We start from the raw sequence: 20,966 nt of genomic DNA on the forward strand, positions 1-20,966 counted from the left end.
GCGGCATGAGCATGGAAGGTGGATGCACCTGCAGAAACGTCCGCTACCGCCTGACCGGCAGGCCGCTGATCGTGCACGCCTGCCACTGCACCTGGTGCCAGTGCGAGACCGGCACCGTGCACGCGCTCAACGCGTTGTACGAGGCCGAGCGGGTCGAGCATATCGCGGCCGAGCCCGAGATCGTCGACACGCCCTCGGCGAGCGGCAAGGGACAGAAGATCGCGCGTTGCTCCATCTGCAAGGTCGCGGTGTGGAGCAACTATCCGGGCGCGGGACCGGCGGTACGCTTCGTCCGCGTCGGCACGCTGGATGATCCGAGCCAGTGCCCGCCGGATGCTCACATCTTCACCTCGTCGAAGCAGCCCTGGGTGACGTTCCCGCCGGGCGCGAAAGTGTTCGCCGAGTATTACGATCGGAAAGAGGTCTGGCCGAAAGAGGCGCAGGAGCGGTGGCGCGTCTTGCGGGAGAGGACGGGGAAGAAGTGAAGTGCGACACTCCCTCCACCGTCGTCCCTGCGAAAGCAGGGACCCATAACCACAGTCGGCTATTGGTTGAACGAGATGTGGCCCCAGCGTCGACAGACAATGAACAACGATGGTTATGGGTCCCGGCCTTCGCGGGACGACAGCGAGGGCTAATTCACCTGCCGGTCCTTGCCCGCCCAATACGGTTCACGCAGGCTCCGCCGCAAAATCTTGCCCGACGGGTTGCGCGGCAGCGCCGGGATGAAGTCGACCGATTTCGGTGTCTTGTAGCCGGCGATCCGCTCGCGCGTGAAGTTGATGATGTCGGCCGCGGTCGCAGTCTTTCCCGGCTTCATCACCACCACCGCCTTCACCGCCTCGCCCCATTTGTCGTCGGGGATGCCGATCACGGCGGCTTCCGCCACGTCCGGATGGTCGCACAGCGCGCTCTCGACCTCGGCCGGATAGATGTTCTCGCCGCCGGAGATGATCATGTCCTTGATGCGGTCGTGGATGTAGAGATAGCCGTCCTTGTCCATGTAGCCGGCGTCGCCGGTGCGCAGCCAGCCGTCGCTGTCGATGGTGCGCGCGGTGGCCTCGGGCAGATTCCAGTAGCCGGCCATGTTGGAGCCGGAGCGGGTGGCGATTTCGCCGACTTCGCCCGGCGGCAGCGGCTTGCCGTCCGGATCGAGAATCGCAAGCTCGATGCCGGGCAGCGCCTTGCCGGCGGAGCGCATGCGGTCGAGCCCTTCGATATGGTCTTCCGGCGGCAGCGCGACGATGGTGCCGGTGGTCTCGGTCATGCCGTACATCTGCACGAAGCCGCATTTGAAGACCTCGATGCACTCCTTCAGCAGCGCCGCCGGAATCGGTGAGGCGCCATAGAGCATGTATTTCAGGCGGGAGAAGTCGACCTGCCGCGCGCGCGGCTGCCGCACCACGAACTGCATCGCCGCCGGCACCATGAACAGCTTTGTGATGCCGGACTGCTCGAAGAAGTCGAGCACCTTGGTCGGGTCGAACTCGCGCGCGATTACACCGCGGGCGCCGTGATAGAGGCCCATCACGCCCCAGCCGGAGCCGCCGATGTGGAAGATCGGCATCGCGACCAGCGAGACGTCGTCGGTGGTCCAGCGGTTCCACTCCGGCTTCTCGGCCTCGTTGCCGCTTTGCACGAGGTTGAGGAAATTGGCGTGTGACAGCATCGCGCCTTTCGGCTTGCCCGTCGTGCCCGAGGTGTAGAGCTGGATCGCGATGTCCTTCGGCTCGATCGCAACGCGCGGGTCGTCGCCGCCCTGCGCATCGCGCCAGGCGACGAAGTCGGGCCATTCCGGCGCGCCGCCCTCGGTCGTGATGATGGTGCGAACGCTCGGCAGGTTGTCGCGGATGTTGCGCGCCTGCGTGATGAATTCGGGGCCGACGAACAGGACGGGGGCCTTGCAGTCGTCGACGATGAAGGCGACTTCGGGGCCTGCAAGGCGCCAGTTCACCGGCGCCATCACCACACCGGCCTTCATCGCGCCCATCAACAGCTCGAAATAGAAGTCACTGTTCTTGCCGAGATAGGCGATGCGCTCACCCTTCTCGACGCCCATCGCGATCAGCGCGTTGGCGACGCGGTTGGTCTTGATGTCGAACCCGGCGAAGCTGGTTTGCCGTCCCTCGAATTCATAGGCCAGCGCATCGCCGCGGCTCTTGGCGCGCTCGCGCACCATGTCGGCAAGATTGGTTAGTTTCTGCGCGTCGGACATGTTCCCCCGTGACGTCTTGTTTTGGTTGCACGGAGTGTGGCGGCATCGCGCGGGAAAAACAATACGGAGGAATTGGCCGCGCTGTTTCAACATCGTCGTCCCGGCGAAGGCCGGGACCCATAACCACGAATCTGTATGTGGCGCGACGCTGGGGCCACAACGAGCTCAACAACGCGCAGCGGTGGTTTGGGTCCCTGCTTTCGCAGGGACGACAGTAGTGATTGAGGAGCAAGCGCGGGCCTCAGCCCCGCGCCGCGCGATCCTTCTCGTTCTGCGCCTTGATCGACTCGCGCGCCTTGGTCCAGTCGTCGTCGCTCCAGTCGCGGAGCTGATAGAAATTGCCGCCCATCGCGAGCGCCTGCGCGCCGTCCATGGCGATGGTCTCGCCGTTGATCCAGTCGCAGCCGCCGGAGATCAGGAACACCGCGAGGTTCTGCAATTCCTCCATGGTGCCGACGCGGCCCATCGGGTTCATCGCCTTGGTGCGCGCACCGGCCTCGTCGCCGGGCTTGATGCGCTTGCTCATGCCCTCGGTCGGGATCTCGCCGGGCGCGATGGTGTTCAGGCGGATGCCGTGACGACCCCACTCGATGGCGAGCGACATGGTCATGGCGTGGATCGCCGACTTGCTCATCGCCGATGGCACCACGTAAGGCGAGCCGTTGCGCACCCAGGTCACGGTGATCGACACCACGTTGCCGCGATGCCCTCCGGCGATCCAGCGCCGGCCCACCGCGTGCGTCACGTAGAAGGTGCCGTGCATCACGATGTTGGCGACCGCATCGAAGCCGCGCGGCGACAATTCTTCCGAGCGCGAGATGAAATTGCCGGCGGCGTTGTTGATCAGATCGGTCAGCGGGCCGCTGGTGGTCCAGATCGCCTCGATCATCTCGTCGACCGCCATGGCGTTGCGGATATCGACGCCGTGGCTGACCACGCGCCCGCCATACTCGGCCATCAGCTCGGTCGCGGTTTCGTCGCAGACGCTCTTGCGGCGGCCGCAGATATGCACCTCTGCCCCGAGCTGCAGGAACCGCGAGGCCATGGACTTGCCGAGGCCGGTGCCACCACCGGTTACCAGTATGCGCCGCCCGGCAAGAAGCTGATCAGAGAACATCGTTTCCTCCACGGGGGTTGTCAGTTAATTGGTCGATTGACTAAAAGCGGACAACGGCCTTTCTGTAAAGCGCCAACAAGGAACAGCGGAGGAGATTTCAATGGAAGATCGCGTTTCGATATCGATTTCGGACGGTATCGCCGATGTCCGCCTGGTGCGGGCGGACAAGATGAACGCGCTCGACGCCGCGATGTTCGAGGCATTGGTGGCCGCAACCGACCGGCTTTCCAGGGAAAAAGCCGTTCGGGTGGTGGTGCTGTCCGGCGAGGGCCGGGCGTTCTGCGCCGGGCTCGACATGGGCCGTTTCGCCGCCATGAAGGATGGCGGTAACGGAGTACCGGGCGGCGAGAAGCGCGATCTCACCGTCCGCACCCACGGCAAGGCCAATTTCCCGCAGCAGGCGGTCTGGGGCTGGCGCCAGCTTCCGGTGCCGGTGATCGCAGCGGTCCACGGTGTCGCGTTCGGCGGCGGCTTCCAGCTCGCGCTCGGCGCCGACATGCGCTTCCTCTCGCAGGATGCACGGATGTCGATCATGGAAATCAAATGGGGTCTTGTGCCCGACATGGCGGGCACGCCGATTCTGGCGAGCCTCGTGCGCGACGACATCCTGCGCGAGCTCACCTATACCGGTCGCATCTTCTCGGCGCAGGAGGCCCAAAGTTACGGCCTTGCCACCCGCGTCTGCGACGACCCGCGCGCCGCGGCGCTCGAAGTCGCGCGCGAGATCGCCGGCAAGAGCCCGGATGCGATCCGTGCCGCCAAGCGCATGCTCAACAATCTGTCGGTCGACCCGGCGGCCGCGCTGCTCGCGGAATCGGTCGAGCAGCAGAACTTGCTCGGCAACCCGAACCAGACCGAATCCGTGCGCGCCAATCTGGAGAAGCGCGCGCCAAGGTTTGTGGATGCGGGGTAACGACCGCAGTCATTCCGCAGCGGTGCGCAGCATCGAACCATGGTGCGCAATTGCGCACCGGAGAATCTCGAGATTCCGCGTTCGCGCTCTGCGCGCCCCGGAATGACATTTAACCCGACGAAAGATCGGACAACGACAATGGAAACGTCCCAGCCCTTCCTCGGCATCGTCAGCGGCGGTCGCCGGCGCGATCACGCTGCAGTGGCCGAGCGCGCCGACCGTATTGCCAGCGGCCTCAGCGGGCTCGGCGTCAAGCCGGGCGACAGCGTCTGCATGCTGATGCGCAACGACATCGCCTTCATCGAGGCTGCCTATGCCGCGATGCGGCTCGGCGCCTATGGCGTGCCGATCAACTGGCACTTCAAGCCGGAGGAGATCAACTATGTGCTGACGGATTCCGGCACGCGCGTCCTGATCGGTCATGCCGACATGCTGCATCCGCTGCGCGGCGCGATCCCGCCCGGCGTCATCGTGCTCAGCGTGCCGACGCCACCGGAAATCCTCGCCAACTACAAGATCAATCCCGATCATCTGGCGACACCGGATTTCGCGATCGATTTCGAAGCCTGGCTGGCGCAGTTCCCGCGCTATGACGGCCCGGTGGTGCCGCAGCCGCAGAACATGATCTACACCTCGGGCACCACAGGCCATCCCAAGGGCGTGCGCCGCTTCGCGCCGACGCCGGAGCAGACCGCCAATGCGGAAGCAATGCGCGCGATGATCTACGGCCTGAAGCCCGGTGCACGCGCGATCCTGCCCGGACCGCTCTACCATTCCGCGCCGAATTCCTTCGGCTTGCGCTCGGGCAAGCTCGGCGGCGCGCTGGTGCTCATGCCGCGCTTCGACGCGGAGGAGTTTCTGCAGTTGATCGCGCGCGAGCGGATCGACACCATCTTCATGGTGCCGACGATGTTCATCCGCCTGATGAAGCTGCCCGAGGAGGTGCGCCGCAAGTACGACATGTCATCGCTGCGTCACATCATCCATGCCGCCGCGCCCTGTCCGCCCGACGTCAAGCGCGCCATGATCGAATGGTGGGGGCCGGTGATCTATGAATTCTATGGCTCGACCGAGTCAGGCGCGGTGACCTTCGCCAATTCCGAGGACGCGCTGAAGAAGCCCGGCACGGTCGGAAAGATCTCGCCCGGTGCCGAGCTGCGCTTCATCGGCGACGACGGCAAGGAGGTGCCGCAGGGCCAGATCGGCGAGATCTATTCGCGGATCAAGGGCAATCCCGATTTCACCTATCACAATAAGGCCGAGAAGCGCGCCGAGATCGACCGGCAGGGATTCATCACCTCGGGCGACGTCGGCTATATCGATGCCGACGGCTACGTCTTCATCTGCGATCGCAAGCGCGACATGGTGATCTCGGGCGGCGTCAACATCTATCCGGCCGAGATCGAGGCGGTGCTGCATGCCGTCCCCGGCGTGCACGACTGCGCGGTGTTCGGCATTCCCGATGCCGAGTTCGGCGAGGCGCTGATGGCGGTGGTCGAGCCGCAGCCCGGCGTCGCGCTCGACATCGCCTCCGTCCGCGCCCAGCTGAAGACCACGCTCGCCGATTACAAGGTGCCCAAGCACATCGAGATCCAGACCAGCCTGCCGCGCGAGGATTCCGGAAAAATCTTCAAGCGCCGGCTGCGCGATCCGTATTGGGAGCGAGCGGGGCGGAGGATCTAGCGCCACAAAACTCGCCGTCGTCCCGGGCAAGCCAACGGGTCGGCGCGAAGCGCCGCCCGATGACAGGCTCCGCGCGACCCGGGACCCATAACCACCAATCTCCGTGTTGCGCGCTGCAGTAGCCCCAGCTTGCTTCGACCGCAGCCGCCGGTGGTTATGGGTCGGCTTTCGCCGGGACGGCGTTGGTGAGTGTGCACCGCCACCAAGTTCATCTTGCGCTGCGGCAAAAAAAGCGCACACTCGGGAGGAGCCGGGCAGCCTCCGGAGTAGCCGAGCCATGTCTCCCCAGGTAATGCCTCCCCAGACCATGCCGTCCGAGACCGAAATCCGCGCCAAGCGTGCCGCAGAGGCCAGCCTTCTGGAAGCGACTGCGCAGGAGGAGGATGCGCGGCTCCGGAACGACATCCGCCTTTTGGGGCGCGTCCTCGGCGACACCGTGCGCGACCAGGAAGGGGCCGATGTATTCGACCTGGTCGAGCGCATCCGCCAGACCTCGGTTCGCTTCCATCGCGACGAGGACAAGCTGGCGCGACGGGAACTGGAGAGCATCCTCGACGGCATGTCGATTGCCGAGACGCTGCAGATCGTCCGCGCCTTCAGCTATTTCTCCCATCTCGCCAACATCGCCGAGGACCAGAACAACATCCGCCAGATGCGCAGCCGCGGGCCGAGCGGGGCGCCGCGGCCGAGCACGCTGGAACAGACGCTGGTGCATGCCCGCCAGGCCGGCATCAGCCCGGCCGATTTGCGCAGCTTCTTCCGGAGCGCGCTCGTCAGCCCGGTATTAACCGCGCATCCGACCGAGGTCCGCCGCAAGAGCACGATGGATCGCGAGATGGAGATCGCGGATCTGCTCGACCGCCGCGAGCGGCTGCAGATGACGCCGGACGAAAGCGAGGCCAGCGACGAGCAGCTTCGCCGCGCCGTGGTGACGCTGTGGCACACCAATCTGCTGCGCCGGACCAAATTGACCGTCCTCGACGAGGTCGCCAACGGCCTGTCGTTCTACGACTACACCTTCCTGCAGGAGGTGCCGCGGCTGCATTGCGCGCTGGAGGATCGCCTGAACAAGGAGGGTGGCGAGGCCGGCGAACTCGCTTCCTTCCTCAGGATGGGAAGCTGGATCGGCGGCGATCGCGACGGCAATCCCTTCGTCACCGCGGAGGTGATGCGCGGCACGCTGCGCCTGCAGTCGAGCCAGGCGCTCAACTTCTACCTCGAGGAGCTGCATGCGCTTGGCGCCGAATTGTCGCTGGCGGCGCATCTCGCCGACGTCTCGGACGAGCTGCGGAGCCTCGCCGGGCGTTCGCCCGACACCTCACCGCATCGCAGCGGCGAGCCGTATCGTCTGGCCGTATCGGGCATCTATGCGAGACTTGCGGCGACAGCCTCCCGGCTCGAGGTCGAGACCACGCGGCCGCCGGTCGGCAAGGCCGAGCCCTATGCGCGCGCCAGGGAATTCCAGGCCGATCTCGACGTGCTCAACCGCTCGCTGATTGCGAACAATTCCAGCGTGATCGCGCGCGGCCGGCTGCGGCTGTTGCGGCGGGCGGTGGATTGCTTCGGCTTCCATCTGGCGCGACTCGACATCCGCCAGAACTCGGCGGTGCACGAGCGCACCATCGCCGAACTGTTCGACACCGCCAATCCGGGGATGTCCTATCTGGCGCTCGGCGAGGACGCCCGCGTCAGCCTGCTGCTGGGCGAGCTGCGCAATGCACGGCCGATGGCCTCGCCCTTCGTGAAATATTCCGAGGAGACCCAGAGCGAGCTCGCCGTGTTCCGAGCCGCGGCCGAGGCGCATGCCAGGTTCGGGCCGGAGGTGATCTCCCAATGCATCATCTCGATGTGCCAGGGCATGTCCGACATGCTCGAGGTCGCGGTGCTGCTGAAGGAGGTCGGGCTCGTCAATCCGTCCGGCCGCAGCGCCGTCAACATCGTGCCGCTGTTCGAAACCATCGAGGATCTGCAGGCCTCCAGCGGCATCATGGACCGCATGCTGGTGCTGCACGATTATCGCAAGCTGGTCGACAGTCTCGGTAGCGTGCAGGAGGTGATGCTCGGCTATTCCGACAGCAACAAGGATGGCGGCTTCGTCACCTCGGGTTGGGAGCTCTACAAGGCAGAGATCGGCCTCGTCGAGGTGTTCGAGCGCCACGGCGTGCGGCTGCGCCTGTTCCACGGCCGCGGCGGTTCGGTCGGCCGCGGCGGCGGCCCGAGCTATGACGCGATCATCGCGCAGCCCGGCGGCGCCGTGAACGGCCAGATCCGCATCACGGAGCAGGGCGAGATCATCTCGTCGAAATATTCCAATGCCGAGGTCGGCCGCAGCAATCTGGAGATCCTCGCGGCTGCAACGCTGGAAACCAGCCTGCTGCAGCCTCGGCAGAGCGCGCCGCGCCCCGAATATCTCAAGGCGATGGAGGAGATTTCCGCGCTCGCCTTCAAGGCCTATCGCGGCCTTGTCTATGAGACCGAAGGCTTCGCCGATTATTTCTGGGGCTCGACCGTCATCAACGAGATCGCGACGCTGAACATCGGCAGCCGCCCGGCCTCGCGCAAGAAGACCCGCGAGATCGAGGACCTGCGCGCCATTCCGTGGGTGTTCTCCTGGGCGCAATGCCGGCTGATGCTGCCGGGATGGTATGGTTTCGGCAGCGCGGTCGAGAGCTGGATATCAGAGCATCCGGAGCAGGGCATGGCGTTCCTGCAGGAGCTCTATCGGGAATGGCCGTTCTTCCGCACGCTGCTCTCCAACATGGATATGGTGCTGGCGAAGAGCTCGATCGCGATCGCCTCGCGCTATGCCGAGCTGGTGCCTGACGTCGCGTTGCGCGAGAAGATTTTCGGCCAGATCCGCCGCGAATGGCACCTGTCGATCGAGACGCTGCTCGACATCATGGGGCATGACCGGCTCCTGCAGGGCAACCCGCTGCTGGAGCGCGGCATCCGCAACCGCTTCCCGTACATGGATCCGCTCAATCACGTGCAGGTCGAGCTGTTGAAGGAGTATCGCGCGCAGAACCCGGACGAGCAGGTGCTGCGCGGGATTCAGATCACGATCAACGGGATCTCGGCGGGGTTGCGGAATAGCGGCTAGCCACAGTGTCGTCCCGGCGAACGCCGGGACCCATAACCACGACCGGAGTGTCGTGAACGATGTGGGCCCCAGCTTTCTTCAACAACCAACTACAGTGGTAATGGGTCCCGGCCTTCGCCGGGACTACGGTTAGATCAACAGTTGTGCGCGCCCTTCGTCTCGACATAGACCGCGTAGAGCGACTGGCTTGCCGTCATGAACAGGCGGTTGCGCTTCTTGCCGCCGAAGGTGAGGTTGGCGCAGGTCTCCGGCAGCAGGATCTGGCCGATCCGCTGGCCGTCGGGCGCAAACACTTGCACGCCGTCGTAGCCCGGTCCGACCCAGCCGGCGCCGACCCAGATATTGCCGTCGACGTCGACACGCAGGCCGTCCGGGAAGCCTGACTTGCCGTCCAGCGTCATGTCGATCAGCGTGCGCGGGTTGGAGAGCTTGTCGCCGTTGAGGTCGTACTGCCAGACGATGTTCTTGGCATTCGGATAGTGCGTGATGCCGGTGTCGCAGACATAGACCTTCTTGTAGTCGTGGCTGAAGGCGATGCCGTTCGGCTTGAACGGCTCGTCGGCAACCTTGGTGATCTGACCGGTCGCGGCATCGATGCGATACACGGCTTCCTTCTGGTAGGGCTGCTTCGATCCCGTGTTGGCCAGTTGGCCCTCATAGATCGAGATCGCGCCATAGCCGGGATCGGTGAACCAGATCGACTTGTCGTTGGGATGCACGACCATGTCGTTCGGCCCGTTGAGCTGCCTGCCATTGGCCTGCTCCGCCAAGGGCGTGACGGTTCCGTCGTGCTCGTAGCGCACCAGCCGGGTGCGCTCGGCGGTGATCTGGCGACCCTCGAAATCGAAGGTCGAGCCGTTGGCCTCGTTCGACGGCTTGTGGAATTGCTCGGAGATGTGGCCGTCATCGTCGAGATAGCGCAACTGGCGGTTGGCCGGGATATCGCTCCAGACCAGATACTGGCCCTGCGCGTTCCAGGCCGGGCCCTCCGCCCACAGGCAGCCGGTGTAGAGCCGCTTGATCGCGGTGTTGCCGACCTTGGCCTTGAAGCGCTTGTCGTCGATCACGACGACGTCTGGATCGGGATAGCGCTGCGGCTCCGCGTTGGGGCCGAAGTCGCGCGCTGCGGCATCGGATGCGGCCATCGCGGTTGCAGCAAGCGCGGTTGCGCCGCGCAAGATTGTCCGACGGTCGAACGCCTTCGCACCGTCGCCCTCGTGTTTCTGAATGTTGCTTGGATTTGTCACGAAAGTCCTCCCAGGCTTTTTTGTTATCGGGAGGACGATCATACCCCCGCAATTCTGGCACAATGCGGGCACGCCATGATGAAACAACCAAAGAGTGTGTCGCCCCCGCCTAGCGCGCGATTGCGCGCGGAGTTCGCCGAGGCGACGATTTCATAAAACTGTCAGATCGGATCGGAGGATCAGATCAAGTTCAGATCGGATCCCAGGTGAAGACGTCGGCCGAGCGGTCGAGCTTGGCGAACGATCCCTTCAGCGCCGGCATGCCGTGTTCGGCAATGGTCTCGGGCGTCCAGCCTTCGCCGCGATGAACCGAGCGCACCGGACGATGCTGGCCGAACAGGAAGATTTCGTTCATGCGCACGCCGAAGATCTGTCCGGTGACGTCCTTGGCCGCGTCCGAGAGCAGATAGGCGCAGACCGGCGCGATCTTCTCCGGGCCCATCTGCTTGATCTTCTCGACGCGCGCCTTCTCGGCGTCGGTCTCGGTCGGGATGGTGCCGATCATGCGGGTCCAGGCGAACGGCGACACGCAGTTCGAGCGCACGTTGAAGCGGCCCATGTCGAGCGCAATCGATTTCGACAGGCCGACGATGCCGAGCTTGGCGGCGGCGTAGTTGGCCTGGCCGTAATTGCCGATCAGGCCGGAGGTCGAGGTGAAGTGCACGAAGGAGCCCGACTCCTGCTCGCGATAGATCCGCGCCGCGGCGTGGCTGACATAGAACGAGCCCATCAGATGCACCTTGATGACGGCCTCGAACGCTTCCACGCTCATCTTGTGGAAGATCATGTCGCGCAGGATGCCGGCATTGTTGACGACGCCGTCGAGCCGGCCGAAATGATCGGTCGCGGTCTTCACGATCTTGCTGGCGGGAATGGCTTCCGCCACCGACTCGAAATTGGCGACCGCGGTGCCGCCGCGCTTCTTGATCTCCTCGACCACCTCCTCGGCGGGCGCGGCACTCGTGCCGGCGCCATCGGCGGCGCCGCCGGGATCGTTGACCACGACCTTGGCGCCTTCCGCCGCGCAGAGCAGCGCGATTTCGCGGCCGATGCCGCGCCCCGCGCCGGTGACGATGATGACTTTATCCTGCAGTGATTTTGCCATGTCGGTTCTCCTGGTTTGCTCTCCGTCATTCCGGGATGGTGCGAAGCACCAGACCCGGAATCTCGAGGTTCCGGGTTCGCGCTTCGCGCGCCCCGGAACGACGGAGTTGTTACTTCTCGTTCGTAAAGATGATCGTGCCACTTGCGGCGAACATGCCGCCGACGCCGTGGCAGACCGAGATCTTTGCGTTCGGCACCTGCGCCGGCGCGATACCGCGCATCTGCCGCACGCTCTCCTGCAGCGCGTACATGCCGTACATGCCGGAGTGCATGTAGCTGAGGCCGCCGCCATTGGTGTTGAGCGGCAGCTTGCCGCCGGGGCGGGTGTTGCCGTCGGCGATGAACTTGCCGGTCTCCTCATACGGCATGAAGCCGAGGTCGCCGAGGCCGTAGAGCGGCAGATGCGCGAATGCATCGTAGATCATCAGATGATCGACGTCCTTGTGGGTGATGCCGGCCTCCTTGAAGGCCAGCGGCCCTGCCACTTTGAAGGCGCGCGATGAGTCGAACGTCTTCATCTGGCTGACCATCGGCGTTTCCACGCTCTCGCCGGTGCCGAGGATGTAGACCGGCTTGTTCGGGAAATCCTTGGCGCGGTCGGCCGAGGTGAGGATCAGCGCGCCGCCGCCGTCGGTGACGAGGCAGCATTGCAGCAGCCGGAACGGATAGGCGATCATCCGCGAGTTCAGGACGTCGGCGACGGTGATCGGGTCCTTCATGGTCGCGCGCGGGTTCTTCCCCGCCCATTCGCGCTGCACCACCGCGACCATCGCGAGCTGCTCATGCGTGATGCCGTGGGTCTTCATGAACCGCAGCACGGGAATCGGAAACATGCTCGGCGGCCCGTAGACGCCGAACGGCGCCTCGAACTGGCCGTTGAGGCTGTCGGCCGGCGTGAAGCGCGGCTGCTTGCCGATCATCGACTTGCCGCTTTCGGCATGCGTGATCAGAACGGTCTTGCACAGGCCGGCCTCGATCGCCGCAGCGGCGTGGCGAACATGCAGCATGAAGGAGCAGCCGCCGACCGAGGTGCCGTCGACCCAGGTCGGCGTGATGCCGAGATAGTGCGCCATCTGCTGCGGGGTCTCGACCGCAGTAGCGAAGCCGTCGATGTCGCACAGCTTCAGGCCGGCGTCCGCGATCGCATTCAGCGCCGCGTCCGCGTGCAGCTGGATCTGCGACATGTTCGGGATGACGCCGAGTTCGGTGGTTTCGGCCGCACCGACGACGGCAACCTGGTTCCTGCGCATCACATTACCCCTTTGCCGGACGGAACAAGGGAAGCGTGATCTTGTCGTCGAGCGCCTCGAAGGCGACTTCGAGCCGCATGTCGAGCTCGAGCGCTTCCGGCGTCTGCGGACAATCGATGATGTTGCTCATCATGCGCGGGCCTTCGTCGAGCTCGACCACGGCGATCGCGTAAGGCGGCGTGAAGCCGGGCGCGGCCGGACGGTGGTTGATGACGTAGCTGTAGAGCTTGCCCTTGCCGCTGGCCTTGAAGATCGAGACCTTGCGCGAGGCGCAGGAGGGGCAGAACGGCCGCGGCGGAAAGTAGACATTGGCGCAGGCATCGCAGCGCTGCAGGCGCAGCTCGCCAGCCTTGGTGCCATCCCAGAAATGCTGGGTCTCCGGTGTCGGCTTTGGTTTCGCGCGCGCGGGCTCGGCCATGTCTGATGTCTCCTCCCGAAATCGTTACAGTCTTGATGCGACATTGAACCAAGGCCCGTCAACGGTCCATCCATGCTGCGCGCAGCGGCCTGTGTCCCGCGCATGCCGCATATTCCGCCCCTCGCACAATTGCTAAGGCCGCGATGCTTGTGTCGCTCCGATCCGGCGCGTAGAAGGGCCGCGTCCAAGATACGCCCAAGACACGTTCAAGATAGCCGGGAGGAACATATCATGCTGAGGATCATCGGCGCGGCACTCGCTGCCAGCCTCGCATTCGCCACGCAGGCGATGGCCGCCGACGCACCGTCGGAGATCAAGATCGGCACGCTCTACGCATCCTCGGGGCGCTACGCCTCGATCTCGATGCCGGTCTACAGCTCGCTGAAATTGTGGGTCGAGCAGAAGAACGCCGAGGGCGGCGTCTTCGTGAAGGCGTTCGACAAGAAGATCCCGATCAAGCTCGTCTCCTATGACGACCAGAGCAACACCGCGACCGCCTCGACGCTTTATAATCAGCTCGTCACCCAGGATAAGGTCGATCTCCTGGTCGCCGATTCCGGATCGGTGCTGACGGCGCCCGCGGTTGCGATCGCGCGCGATCACAAGATGTTCCTGTTCGACCAGACCGGCACCGGCGCGAGCTTCTTCTCCAAGGACAATCCCTACATCGCGCTGATGGCCGATCCGGTGTCGACGGTGTGGCCCAAGCCGGTCGCCGACTTCATCAGCCATGACGGCCCTGGCCTCGGCATCAGGAAGGTCGCGATCCTCTATTCGACCAACGAGTTCACCGGCACCCAGGCCAACGCGTTCCGCAAGTTCGTCAAGGAGTCCGGCGCGCCGATCGAGATCGTCTATGACCAGGGCGTTCCGACCGAGACCACCAACTACAACGTCATCATCAACAACATCAGCAACGCCAATCCCGACGCGGTGATCCATTTCGGCTATGCGCCGAACGACATCGCCTTCCTGCGCAACGTCCAGGACGTCGGCACCAAGTTCAAGATGCTGTTCGCGATCTATGCCGGCCTCGAGACCGAGTTGCTCGAGAAGAACGTCGGCGCCAAGGGTCTCGAGCACATCTGGACCTATGTGCCGCCGTCCGAATTGGACTATCCCGTCAATTTCGGGATGAACATGAAGGATTTCCGCGCCGCCTGGACCAAAAAGTACAACGACGGCAAGATGGAGTTCGGCTTCAACGCGGTGGCCGGCTACACCACGGCGCTGGTGATCGAGAAGACGCTGTCGGTAGCGACCAGCCTCGACCAGATGGAACTGCGCCGCGCGGTGTTCTCGCTCAGCGGCCAGCTCAAGACGCTGGACGGCACCTTCGCGCTGGATGAGACCGGCGGCCAGATCGGCGAACTCACGCCGCTCGGCCAGCTCACGGTCGACGAGCACGATCACATCAAGTTCGTCTCGATCTATCCGCACGAGACCGCCACCGGCAAGCCGATCTACCCGGCGCCGTGATGCAGGTGGGTGCGGCAGGCGTAACCGTCGGCGGCGAGCGGTAGCATGACCTATGCGCTCGTTGCCGGCGTGCTGTTCGGGCTGTATTTCAGCCTGGTTGGCATCGGTCTCAATCTCGTGTTCGGCGTCATGCGCATCGTCAACCTTGCGCATGGCGACATCCTGATGCTCGGCGCCTTCATCGCGCTCGGCGTGGTCGGCCTCGCCGGCATCGACCCGCTGTTCGCGGTGCCGCTGGCCTTCGTGGTCTTCGTGCTGGTGGGCGTGCTGCTATACTGGGTGCTGGTGCCGCGGCTGCAGGGCTCGGCCAATCCGGAAATGCTGTCGATCATCCTGTTCTTCGGCCTGTCGCAGGTGATCGAGGCCGTCACCACGATCTTCGCCGGCACCAGCGAGCGCTCGATCCAGAGCCGGCTGCTCGGCACCGTGTTCACGACCATCAAGGTGAAATGGTTCGGCGGCAAGGCGGGCGGCGCAGGGCCGATCCAGATCTTCGGCCAGGGCTTTCCCGCGCCGTGGGTGATCGCGGCCATCACCAGTCTGATCGCGATCGCGCTGGTCTACCTCTATCTCTACCACACAAGGCTCGGTACCCTGACCCGCGCGGTGATGTCACGGCGCGACGAGGCCTTGGCGACCGGCATCGACGTCGATCGCGTCTCGGCGGCGGCGTTCGGCATCGGGCTCGGCATCGCGGCGGTCGCCGGCGTGTTCGCGCCCTTCATGTTCGGCTCGGTGACGCCGGCGTTCGGCGCCGACGCGACCGTGACGTCGTTTGCGATCGTCGTGCTGGGTTCGCTCGGCAATCCGCTCGGCACCGCGCTCGGCGGTGTCGTCTACGGTCTCTGCTACATGCTGGTGCAGACCTATCTCAGTTCCTGGGCCGACTTGCTGCCCTATGTGTTGTTGATCGTGATCCTGTTGTTGCGTCCGAGCGGTCTGCTCGGAAGGCGGGTGCGCGTTGCATAACGCCTCGAAACACCTGCTGTTCATCCTGGCGCCGCTGGTGGTGGCGTTCGCACTGCTGCCCGGCGTGTATCAAAACCATCTGCTGCTGTTCAACTTCGTGATCTTCCTGATCCTCGCGCAAGGCGTGAACATCATCTATGGCTTCACCGGCTATCTGCCGTTCGGCTATGTCGGCTTCTTCGGCGCCGGCGCCTATGGCTTCGCAATCATGGTGATGCATCTGCATACACCGGCGCCGCTGGCGGTGCTGGTCGGCGGCGTCGTGGCGGTTGCGCTCGGCCTGTTGCTGACACCGCTGCTGCGGCTGTCGGGTGCGTATTTCGCGATCGCCAATCTCGCGGCCTCGCTCGCGGTGCTGCACTTCGTCGCCAACCCGGCGCTGGAGGGGATCACCAAGGGTCCCTACGGCGTGTCGCTCACCGGCACGTTCAACCCGACCCATGCGTACTATGCCGCGGTCGTCGTGATGGCGCTGACGGTCGGTGCGGTGGTCTATCTGAAGAACTCGCCGTTCGGGCTGGCGCTGCAGGCCGTGCGCGAGGATGCGGTGTCGGCCTCGATGGCCGGCGTCAATATCGTGAAGATGCGGGTGATTGCCTGGCTCGCCTCGGCGCTGGCCGCCGGCCTCGCCGGCGGCATCTATGCCTGGTACGTCTCGGTGTTCTATCCGGACAACGTGTTCTCCGGCGAGTTCAGCATCTTCGCGATCGTGTTCGCGCTGTTCGGCGGCGTTGCCACCATCACCGGACCGATCGTCGGCGTGCTGATTCTCTACGGCATCTACAATCTGATCGGCTTCACCACGCCGCAATATTTCCAGCTGATCTATGGTCTCCTGATCATGGGCCTGGTGCTGTTCCTGCCCTCTGGACTGGTGTCGCTGGCAACCCGCAGGGGGTGGCATGTCCCCTGAGAAAACCCCGATCCTCAAGGTCTCGAAGCTGGTGAAGCGCTTTGGCGGCTTCCACGCGCTCGATGGCCTCAGCTTCCACGTCGTGCCCGGCGAGATCCTCGGGCTGGTCGGCCCGAACGGCTCCGGCAAGACCACGGCGATCAATGTGATCTCCGGTCTCTATGCGCCAGACGGCGGCGAGGTCGTGTTCGACAGCGTGTCCGCCGGCGGCGTCGCCTCGCACAAGCTCGTTCACCGCGGCATCAACCGCACCTTCCAGGTACCGAAGCCGTTCCTGTCGCTCACGGTACGCGAGAACATCCAGGTGGCGCTGGCCTATGGCGGCGCGACCGGTGCGCCGTCGATTGCCGAACTGCTCGAGGATTTCAGGCTGAAGGAGGTCGCCGACCGTCCGGCCGCCGATCTCAACAGCGCGCAGCAGAAGATGCTCGATCTGACCCGTGCGCTCGCCACGCGGCCGCGGCTGCTGCTGCTCGACGAACTCGCGGCCGGCCTCAACCCGGCGGAGCTCGACTGGATCGCCGGCCGCATCAAGGCCTTGGCCGCAACCGGCATGGCGATCATCGTGGTCGAGCATCTGATGGGCTTCATCGAGCAGATCACCGACCGCGTCATCGTGCTCAATGCGGGCAAGGAGATCTTCGAGGGCACGCTGGCGACCGCGGTACGCGAGCCGCAGGTGATCGAGGTATTTTTGGGAGGCGAGCATGCCCACTGATGCGGTGTCGCTTCTGGACACGAGGGGCGTCGATGCCGGCTACGGCACCATGCAGGTGCTGTGGGGCGTCGATCTCGACGTCCGCCCCGGCGAGACCGTGCTGCTGCTCGGCGCCAACGGCGCGGGCAAGACCACGTTCCTGAAGTCGCTGGTCGGCCTGATCGAGGCCCGCAGCGGCCACATCAAGCTCGGCAGCGAGGACATCACCAGGATGCGCTCGTCGGACCGCATGAAGCGCGGCATGACCTACATGTCGGAGCTTGCGGTGTTTCCCGACCTGTCGATCGAGGAAAATATCCGCGTCGGCGCGCAGGCGCTGGGCCATGCCAATCCGGGGGCGCGGGTCGACGAACTGTACGGCCTGTTCCCGGTGCTGCGCGACAAGCGCCGCGATCCCGCGTCCAGCCTGTCCGGCGGTCAGCGAAAGATGCTCGGCATCGCCAAGGCGCTGTCGGCCGAGCCGAAGCTGCTGGTGATGGATGAGCCCTCGGCCGGGCTGTCGCCGCTGTTCGTCAAGGAGGTGCTGCGCGCCTTGTCGAGCCTGCAGGGCCGCGGACTGGCACTCTTGATCGCGGAGCAAAATATCGGTTTTCTCGAGATTGCCACCCGCGTATTCGTGCTGGAAGGCGGGCGGATCCGCTTCTCCGGCACGGTTGCCGAGATGAGCGGCAATGAAGAGCTGCACCGCGCCTATTTCGGGCTGAAGTGATGCGAGGTGAGGCGCCGGCGGGCTGGAAATCGGCCTCGGTTCGCGCGACAATCAACTGCAAGCCATGAAGTGCAAGCCGTGAAGTGAAAGCCATGCCCAAGAATCCGACACTCGCCTCCCTGGCCGCCGATCTCGCCGGCGGCGCGACCTCTGCCCGCAAGCTCGTCGAGCAGTGCATCGCCAAAATCGCTGATCCCTCAGGCGAGGGCCAACGCACCTTCATCCATGTCGACCGCGACGCCGCGCTGGAGGCCGCCGACGCCATGGACCGGCTGCGCAAGGCCAATACCGCGCCGTCGCCATTTGCCGGCATTCCGGTTTCGATCAAGGACCTGTTCGACATCAAGGGGCAGGTGACGCGGGCGGGCTCGCGCGCGCTGGAGGATTCCGCGCCGGCGGATGCCGATGCACCTGTCGTGGCGCGGCTCAAGCGCGCCGGCTTCATCGTGATCGGCCGCACCAACATGACCGAGTTCGCCTATTCCGGCATCGGCATCAATCCGCATTACGGCACGCCGAAGAGCGCCTGGAACCGGAGCGCCGGCCACGTGCCGGGCGGCTCGTCCTCGGGGGCGGCGGTCTCGATCGCGGACGGCATGGCGTTCGGCGCGCTCGGTACCGATACCGGCGGCTCCTGCCGGATTCCCGCCGCCTTCAACGGCATCGTCGGCTACAAGCCGACGCAACGCCGGATTCCGCTCGATGGCGGCGTGCCGCTGTCGTTCACGCTCGACAGCTACGGCCCGCTGGCCAATTCGGTGGCCTGCTGCGCCGCGCTCGACGCGGTGCTGGCGGATCAGCCGGTGACGCCGGTCTCGCCGCGCCCGGTGAAAGGCATGCGGCTCGCGGTGCCGACCACGGTCGCTCTCGACGACCTCGACGAGGCCGTCGCGAAAACCTTCGAGCGCGCGCTCGCGGCGTTGTCGCGCGCAGGCGCCTTGATCGAGCGGATCGAGGTGCCCGAATTGCTCGATGTCGGCGTCATGAACGCCAAGGGCGGCTTTGCCGCCGCCGAAAGCTATGCCTGGCATCGCTTCCTGCTGGCCAGCAAGGGCGACATCTACGATCCGCGCGTCGCCGTGCGCATCCAGCGCGGCGAGGGCTTTCCGGCCGCCGACTACATCGATCTGCTCAACGCACGCCGCTCCTTCATCGCCCGTACCGAGAAGCGGATCGCGCCCTATGATGCGATGGTGCTGCCGACCACGGCGAACCTGCCGCCTACGATCGCCAGCCTCGCCGACGACAAGGCGTTCGCCACCGAGAATTTGCGCGCGTTGCGCAATTGCACGCTGATCAATGTGCTCGACGGCTGCGCGATCTCGCTGCCCGCGCATCACGAGGGCGAGGCGCCGGTCGGCCTGATGCTCGCCGCCGCGGGCGGTTCGGATCGGCGCATTTTCGAGCTCGCTGCCGGAATGGAGACCGTGATCCGTGTTTGATCTCACCTTCAATGTCGGCGACAAGGGCGTCGCCACTCCGCTCACACTGGAAATCAGGCAGGCCGTGATCGCCGGCTGGACCGGCCGCGATCCGGTGGCGCGCGACAAGCACATCGCCGAGCTCGAGGCGCTCGGCATCGCGCGGCCCGCGACCACGCCGATCTACTACCGCTGCTCGGCGCGCCGGCTCACCTTCGCCGATGCCATCGAAGTCTGCGGCGAGGACTCGAGCGGCGAGGTCGAGTTCGTGCTGATCGGCTGGCAGGGCCGCATCTTCGTCGGCTGCGGCTCCGACCACACCGACCGCAAGGTCGAGAGCTACAGCGTCACGGTGTCGAAGCAGATGTGCGACAAGCCGATGGCATCGGAGCTGTGGGAACTCGAGGACGTGATCGGCCACTGGGACCAGCTGGTGCTGCGTTCCTGGGCCGTGATCGGCGGCCAGCGCGTGCTCTACCAGGAAGGCACGCTCGATCACATGCTGCCGGTGAAGGACCTGATCGCGCGCGGCTTCGACCAGGGTGCGCTGCCCGACGGCTGCGCCATGTTCGGCGGCACCTTCGCGGCCAAGGGCGGCATCCGCCCGGCCAGCCGGTTCGAGTTCGAGCTGGAAGACCCGGTGCTGAAGCGGAAGATCAGCCACGGCTACGATGTGGTGACGCTGCCGGTGAGGGGCTGATTGCTCGCCGCGTTGTTGTTGTGAGGGAGATGACCGACGCTTTCTCCACGTGCGTCGTCCCGGCGAAAGCCGGGACCCATAACCACAGAGTGTTGTGGTTGGCACGCTGTGGCCCCACCGATCTCAACAACTGACGACGGTGGCTATGGGTCCCGGCTTTCGCCGGGACGACACCGTAATTGTGGTGACGTTCTCTGCATCTTTCGATCGGAAATCGGGTGGCGCGGGCCGCAATCAGGGGCCAGATTCCGTCCCATGACAGCAACAGCCAAAACCATTACCCGCCCATCCACCGGCATCCCGGCGCGCGTCGACGGGCTCGACTGGGACCAGATCAAGACCGACCTCGACGATCAGGGATGCGCCGTCCTCAACGGCCTGCTGACGCCTGAGGAATGCGATGCCATCGCCGCGCTGTATCCCGACGACAGCCAGTTCCGCAGCCGGATCGTGATGGGCCGTCACGGCTTCGGCCGCGGCGAGTACAAGTATTTCTCCTATCCGCTGCCGGACCTGATCGCGGAGCTGCGGCCGGCGCTCTATACGCGGCTGACCGCGGCAGCCAATCGTTGGAACGAGACGATGGGGATCGATATCCGATATCCTGCGTCGCATGCGGCGTTCCTGAAGCGCTGCCATGACGCCGAACAGACGCGGCCGACGCCGCTGCTGCTGCAATATGGCGAGGGCGACTACAACTGCCTGCACCAGGATCTCTATGGCGAGCATGTGTTCCCGATCCAGGTCGCGATCCTGCTGTCGCAGCCCGGGCGCGATTTTACGGGTGGCGAATTCGTGCTGACCGAGCAGCGGCCGCGGATGCAGTCGCGGCCCGAGGTGGTGCCGCTCACCAAGGGCGATGCGGTGGCCTTTGCCGTGCATCATCGCCCGGTGCAGGGGACGCGCGGACCGTATCGTGTCAATCTGCGCCACGGCGTCAGCAGGATTCGCTCCGGCCATCGCCACACCGTTGGTGTGATCTTCCACGACGCGAAGTGAGTGCGAGAGAG

General features: G+C 65.0%; 18 protein-coding genes. 12 read left to right on the plus strand and 6 right to left on the minus strand.

Annotated elements, in window-relative coordinates:
* The first annotated feature begins 5 nt into the window (after positions 1-5).
* Positions 6-485, plus strand: coding sequence for a GFA family protein (locus Q2M23_RS29075; protein ID WP_316397851.1), 480 nt, complete (start codon positions 6-8; stop codon positions 483-485).
* A 149-nt stretch (positions 486-634) separates the two neighbouring features.
* On the opposite strand, the gene Q2M23_RS29080 is transcribed toward Q2M23_RS29075, so the two are convergent.
* Positions 635-2,215, minus strand: a complete 1,581-nt coding sequence (locus tag Q2M23_RS29080; RefSeq protein ID WP_316397852.1) for a fatty acid--CoA ligase — start codon at positions 2,213-2,215, stop codon at positions 635-637.
* A gap of 241 nt (positions 2,216-2,456) precedes the next feature.
* Positions 2,457-3,332: an SDR family oxidoreductase gene (locus Q2M23_RS29085; protein ID WP_225641612.1), complete on the minus strand. Its 876-nt coding sequence runs from the start codon at positions 3,330-3,332 to the stop codon at positions 2,457-2,459.
* A gap of 100 nt (positions 3,333-3,432) precedes the next feature.
* Here Q2M23_RS29085 and Q2M23_RS29090 point away from each other — a divergent pair, with 100 nt between their 5' ends.
* From Q2M23_RS29090 to ppc, 3 genes are all read left to right on the plus strand, one after another.
* The gene (locus Q2M23_RS29090; RefSeq protein WP_253640322.1) at positions 3,433-4,245 is read left to right on the plus strand and encodes a crotonase/enoyl-CoA hydratase family protein; all 813 of its coding nucleotides are present in this window, start codon (positions 3,433-3,435) and stop codon (positions 4,243-4,245) included.
* Between the two features lie 138 nt (positions 4,246-4,383).
* A complete protein-coding gene (locus Q2M23_RS29095) occupies positions 4,384-5,928 on the plus strand; it encodes an acyl-CoA synthetase (RefSeq protein WP_316397854.1) in 1,545 nt (514 codons plus the stop codon).
* 292 nt (positions 5,929-6,220) lie between these two features.
* A complete protein-coding gene (gene ppc, locus Q2M23_RS29100; RefSeq protein ID WP_316397877.1) occupies positions 6,221-9,028 on the plus strand; it encodes a phosphoenolpyruvate carboxylase in 2,808 nt (935 codons plus the stop codon).
* Between the two features lie 134 nt (positions 9,029-9,162).
* Here ppc and Q2M23_RS29105 read toward each other — a convergent pair whose 3' ends face one another.
* The 4 genes from Q2M23_RS29105 to Q2M23_RS29120 all read right to left on the minus strand — a co-directional run bounded on the left by Q2M23_RS29105 (position 9,163) and on the right by Q2M23_RS29120 (position 13,047).
* On the minus strand, positions 9,163-10,275 hold the full coding sequence (locus Q2M23_RS29105) for an SMP-30/gluconolactonase/LRE family protein (RefSeq protein WP_143271172.1): 1,113 nt from the start codon (positions 10,273-10,275) through the stop codon (positions 9,163-9,165).
* 190 nt (positions 10,276-10,465) lie between these two features.
* Entirely contained in the window at positions 10,466-11,380 is a 915-nt protein-coding gene (locus tag Q2M23_RS29110; protein WP_018270553.1) for an SDR family oxidoreductase, read from the minus strand.
* 109 nt (positions 11,381-11,489) lie between these two features.
* Positions 11,490-12,629, minus strand: a complete 1,140-nt coding sequence (locus tag Q2M23_RS29115; protein WP_229189424.1) for a thiolase C-terminal domain-containing protein — start codon at positions 12,627-12,629, stop codon at positions 11,490-11,492.
* 4 nt (positions 12,630-12,633) lie between these two features.
* Entirely contained in the window at positions 12,634-13,047 is a 414-nt protein-coding gene (locus Q2M23_RS29120; RefSeq protein ID WP_016841161.1) for a Zn-ribbon domain-containing OB-fold protein, read from the minus strand.
* A 231-nt stretch (positions 13,048-13,278) separates the two neighbouring features.
* Here Q2M23_RS29120 and Q2M23_RS29125 point away from each other — a divergent pair, with 231 nt between their 5' ends.
* The 8 genes from Q2M23_RS29125 to Q2M23_RS29160 all read left to right on the plus strand — a co-directional run bounded on the left by Q2M23_RS29125 (position 13,279) and on the right by Q2M23_RS29160 (position 20,955).
* Complete coding sequence (locus tag Q2M23_RS29125; protein ID WP_253640319.1) at positions 13,279-14,526, plus strand: amino acid ABC transporter substrate-binding protein; 1,248 nt, start codon at positions 13,279-13,281, stop codon at positions 14,524-14,526.
* A gap of 45 nt (positions 14,527-14,571) precedes the next feature.
* On the plus strand, positions 14,572-15,495 hold the full coding sequence (locus Q2M23_RS29130) for a branched-chain amino acid ABC transporter permease (RefSeq protein WP_050386056.1): 924 nt from the start codon (positions 14,572-14,574) through the stop codon (positions 15,493-15,495).
* Entirely contained in the window at positions 15,488-16,408 is a 921-nt protein-coding gene (locus Q2M23_RS29135; RefSeq protein ID WP_316397858.1) for a branched-chain amino acid ABC transporter permease, read from the plus strand. The genes Q2M23_RS29130 and Q2M23_RS29135 overlap by 8 nt, the downstream gene beginning before the upstream one ends.
* Positions 16,398-17,126, plus strand: a complete 729-nt coding sequence (locus tag Q2M23_RS29140; protein WP_141339460.1) for an ABC transporter ATP-binding protein — start codon at positions 16,398-16,400, stop codon at positions 17,124-17,126. The genes Q2M23_RS29135 and Q2M23_RS29140 overlap by 11 nt, the downstream gene beginning before the upstream one ends.
* Entirely contained in the window at positions 17,116-17,835 is a 720-nt protein-coding gene (locus Q2M23_RS29145) for an ABC transporter ATP-binding protein (RefSeq protein ID WP_076832973.1), read from the plus strand. The genes Q2M23_RS29140 and Q2M23_RS29145 overlap by 11 nt, the downstream gene beginning before the upstream one ends.
* Positions 17,836-17,927: 92 nt before the next feature.
* Positions 17,928-19,277 (plus strand): amidase, encoded by a 1,350-nt coding sequence (locus tag Q2M23_RS29150; RefSeq protein WP_316397860.1) that lies wholly within the window; start codon positions 17,928-17,930, stop codon positions 19,275-19,277.
* Complete coding sequence (locus tag Q2M23_RS29155) at positions 19,270-19,956, plus strand: DUF2848 domain-containing protein (RefSeq protein ID WP_316397861.1); 687 nt, start codon at positions 19,270-19,272, stop codon at positions 19,954-19,956. Before Q2M23_RS29150 ends, Q2M23_RS29155 begins: the two co-directional genes overlap by 8 nt.
* 255 nt (positions 19,957-20,211) lie before the next feature.
* Positions 20,212-20,955, plus strand: a complete 744-nt coding sequence (locus Q2M23_RS29160) for a 2OG-Fe(II) oxygenase (protein WP_316397863.1) — start codon at positions 20,212-20,214, stop codon at positions 20,953-20,955.
* Positions 20,956-20,966: the final 11 nt, after the last annotated feature.

Source organism: Bradyrhizobium sp. 33ap4 (assembly GCF_032654765.1).
Lineage (GTDB): Bacteria > Pseudomonadota > Alphaproteobacteria > Rhizobiales > Xanthobacteraceae > Bradyrhizobium > Bradyrhizobium australafricanum.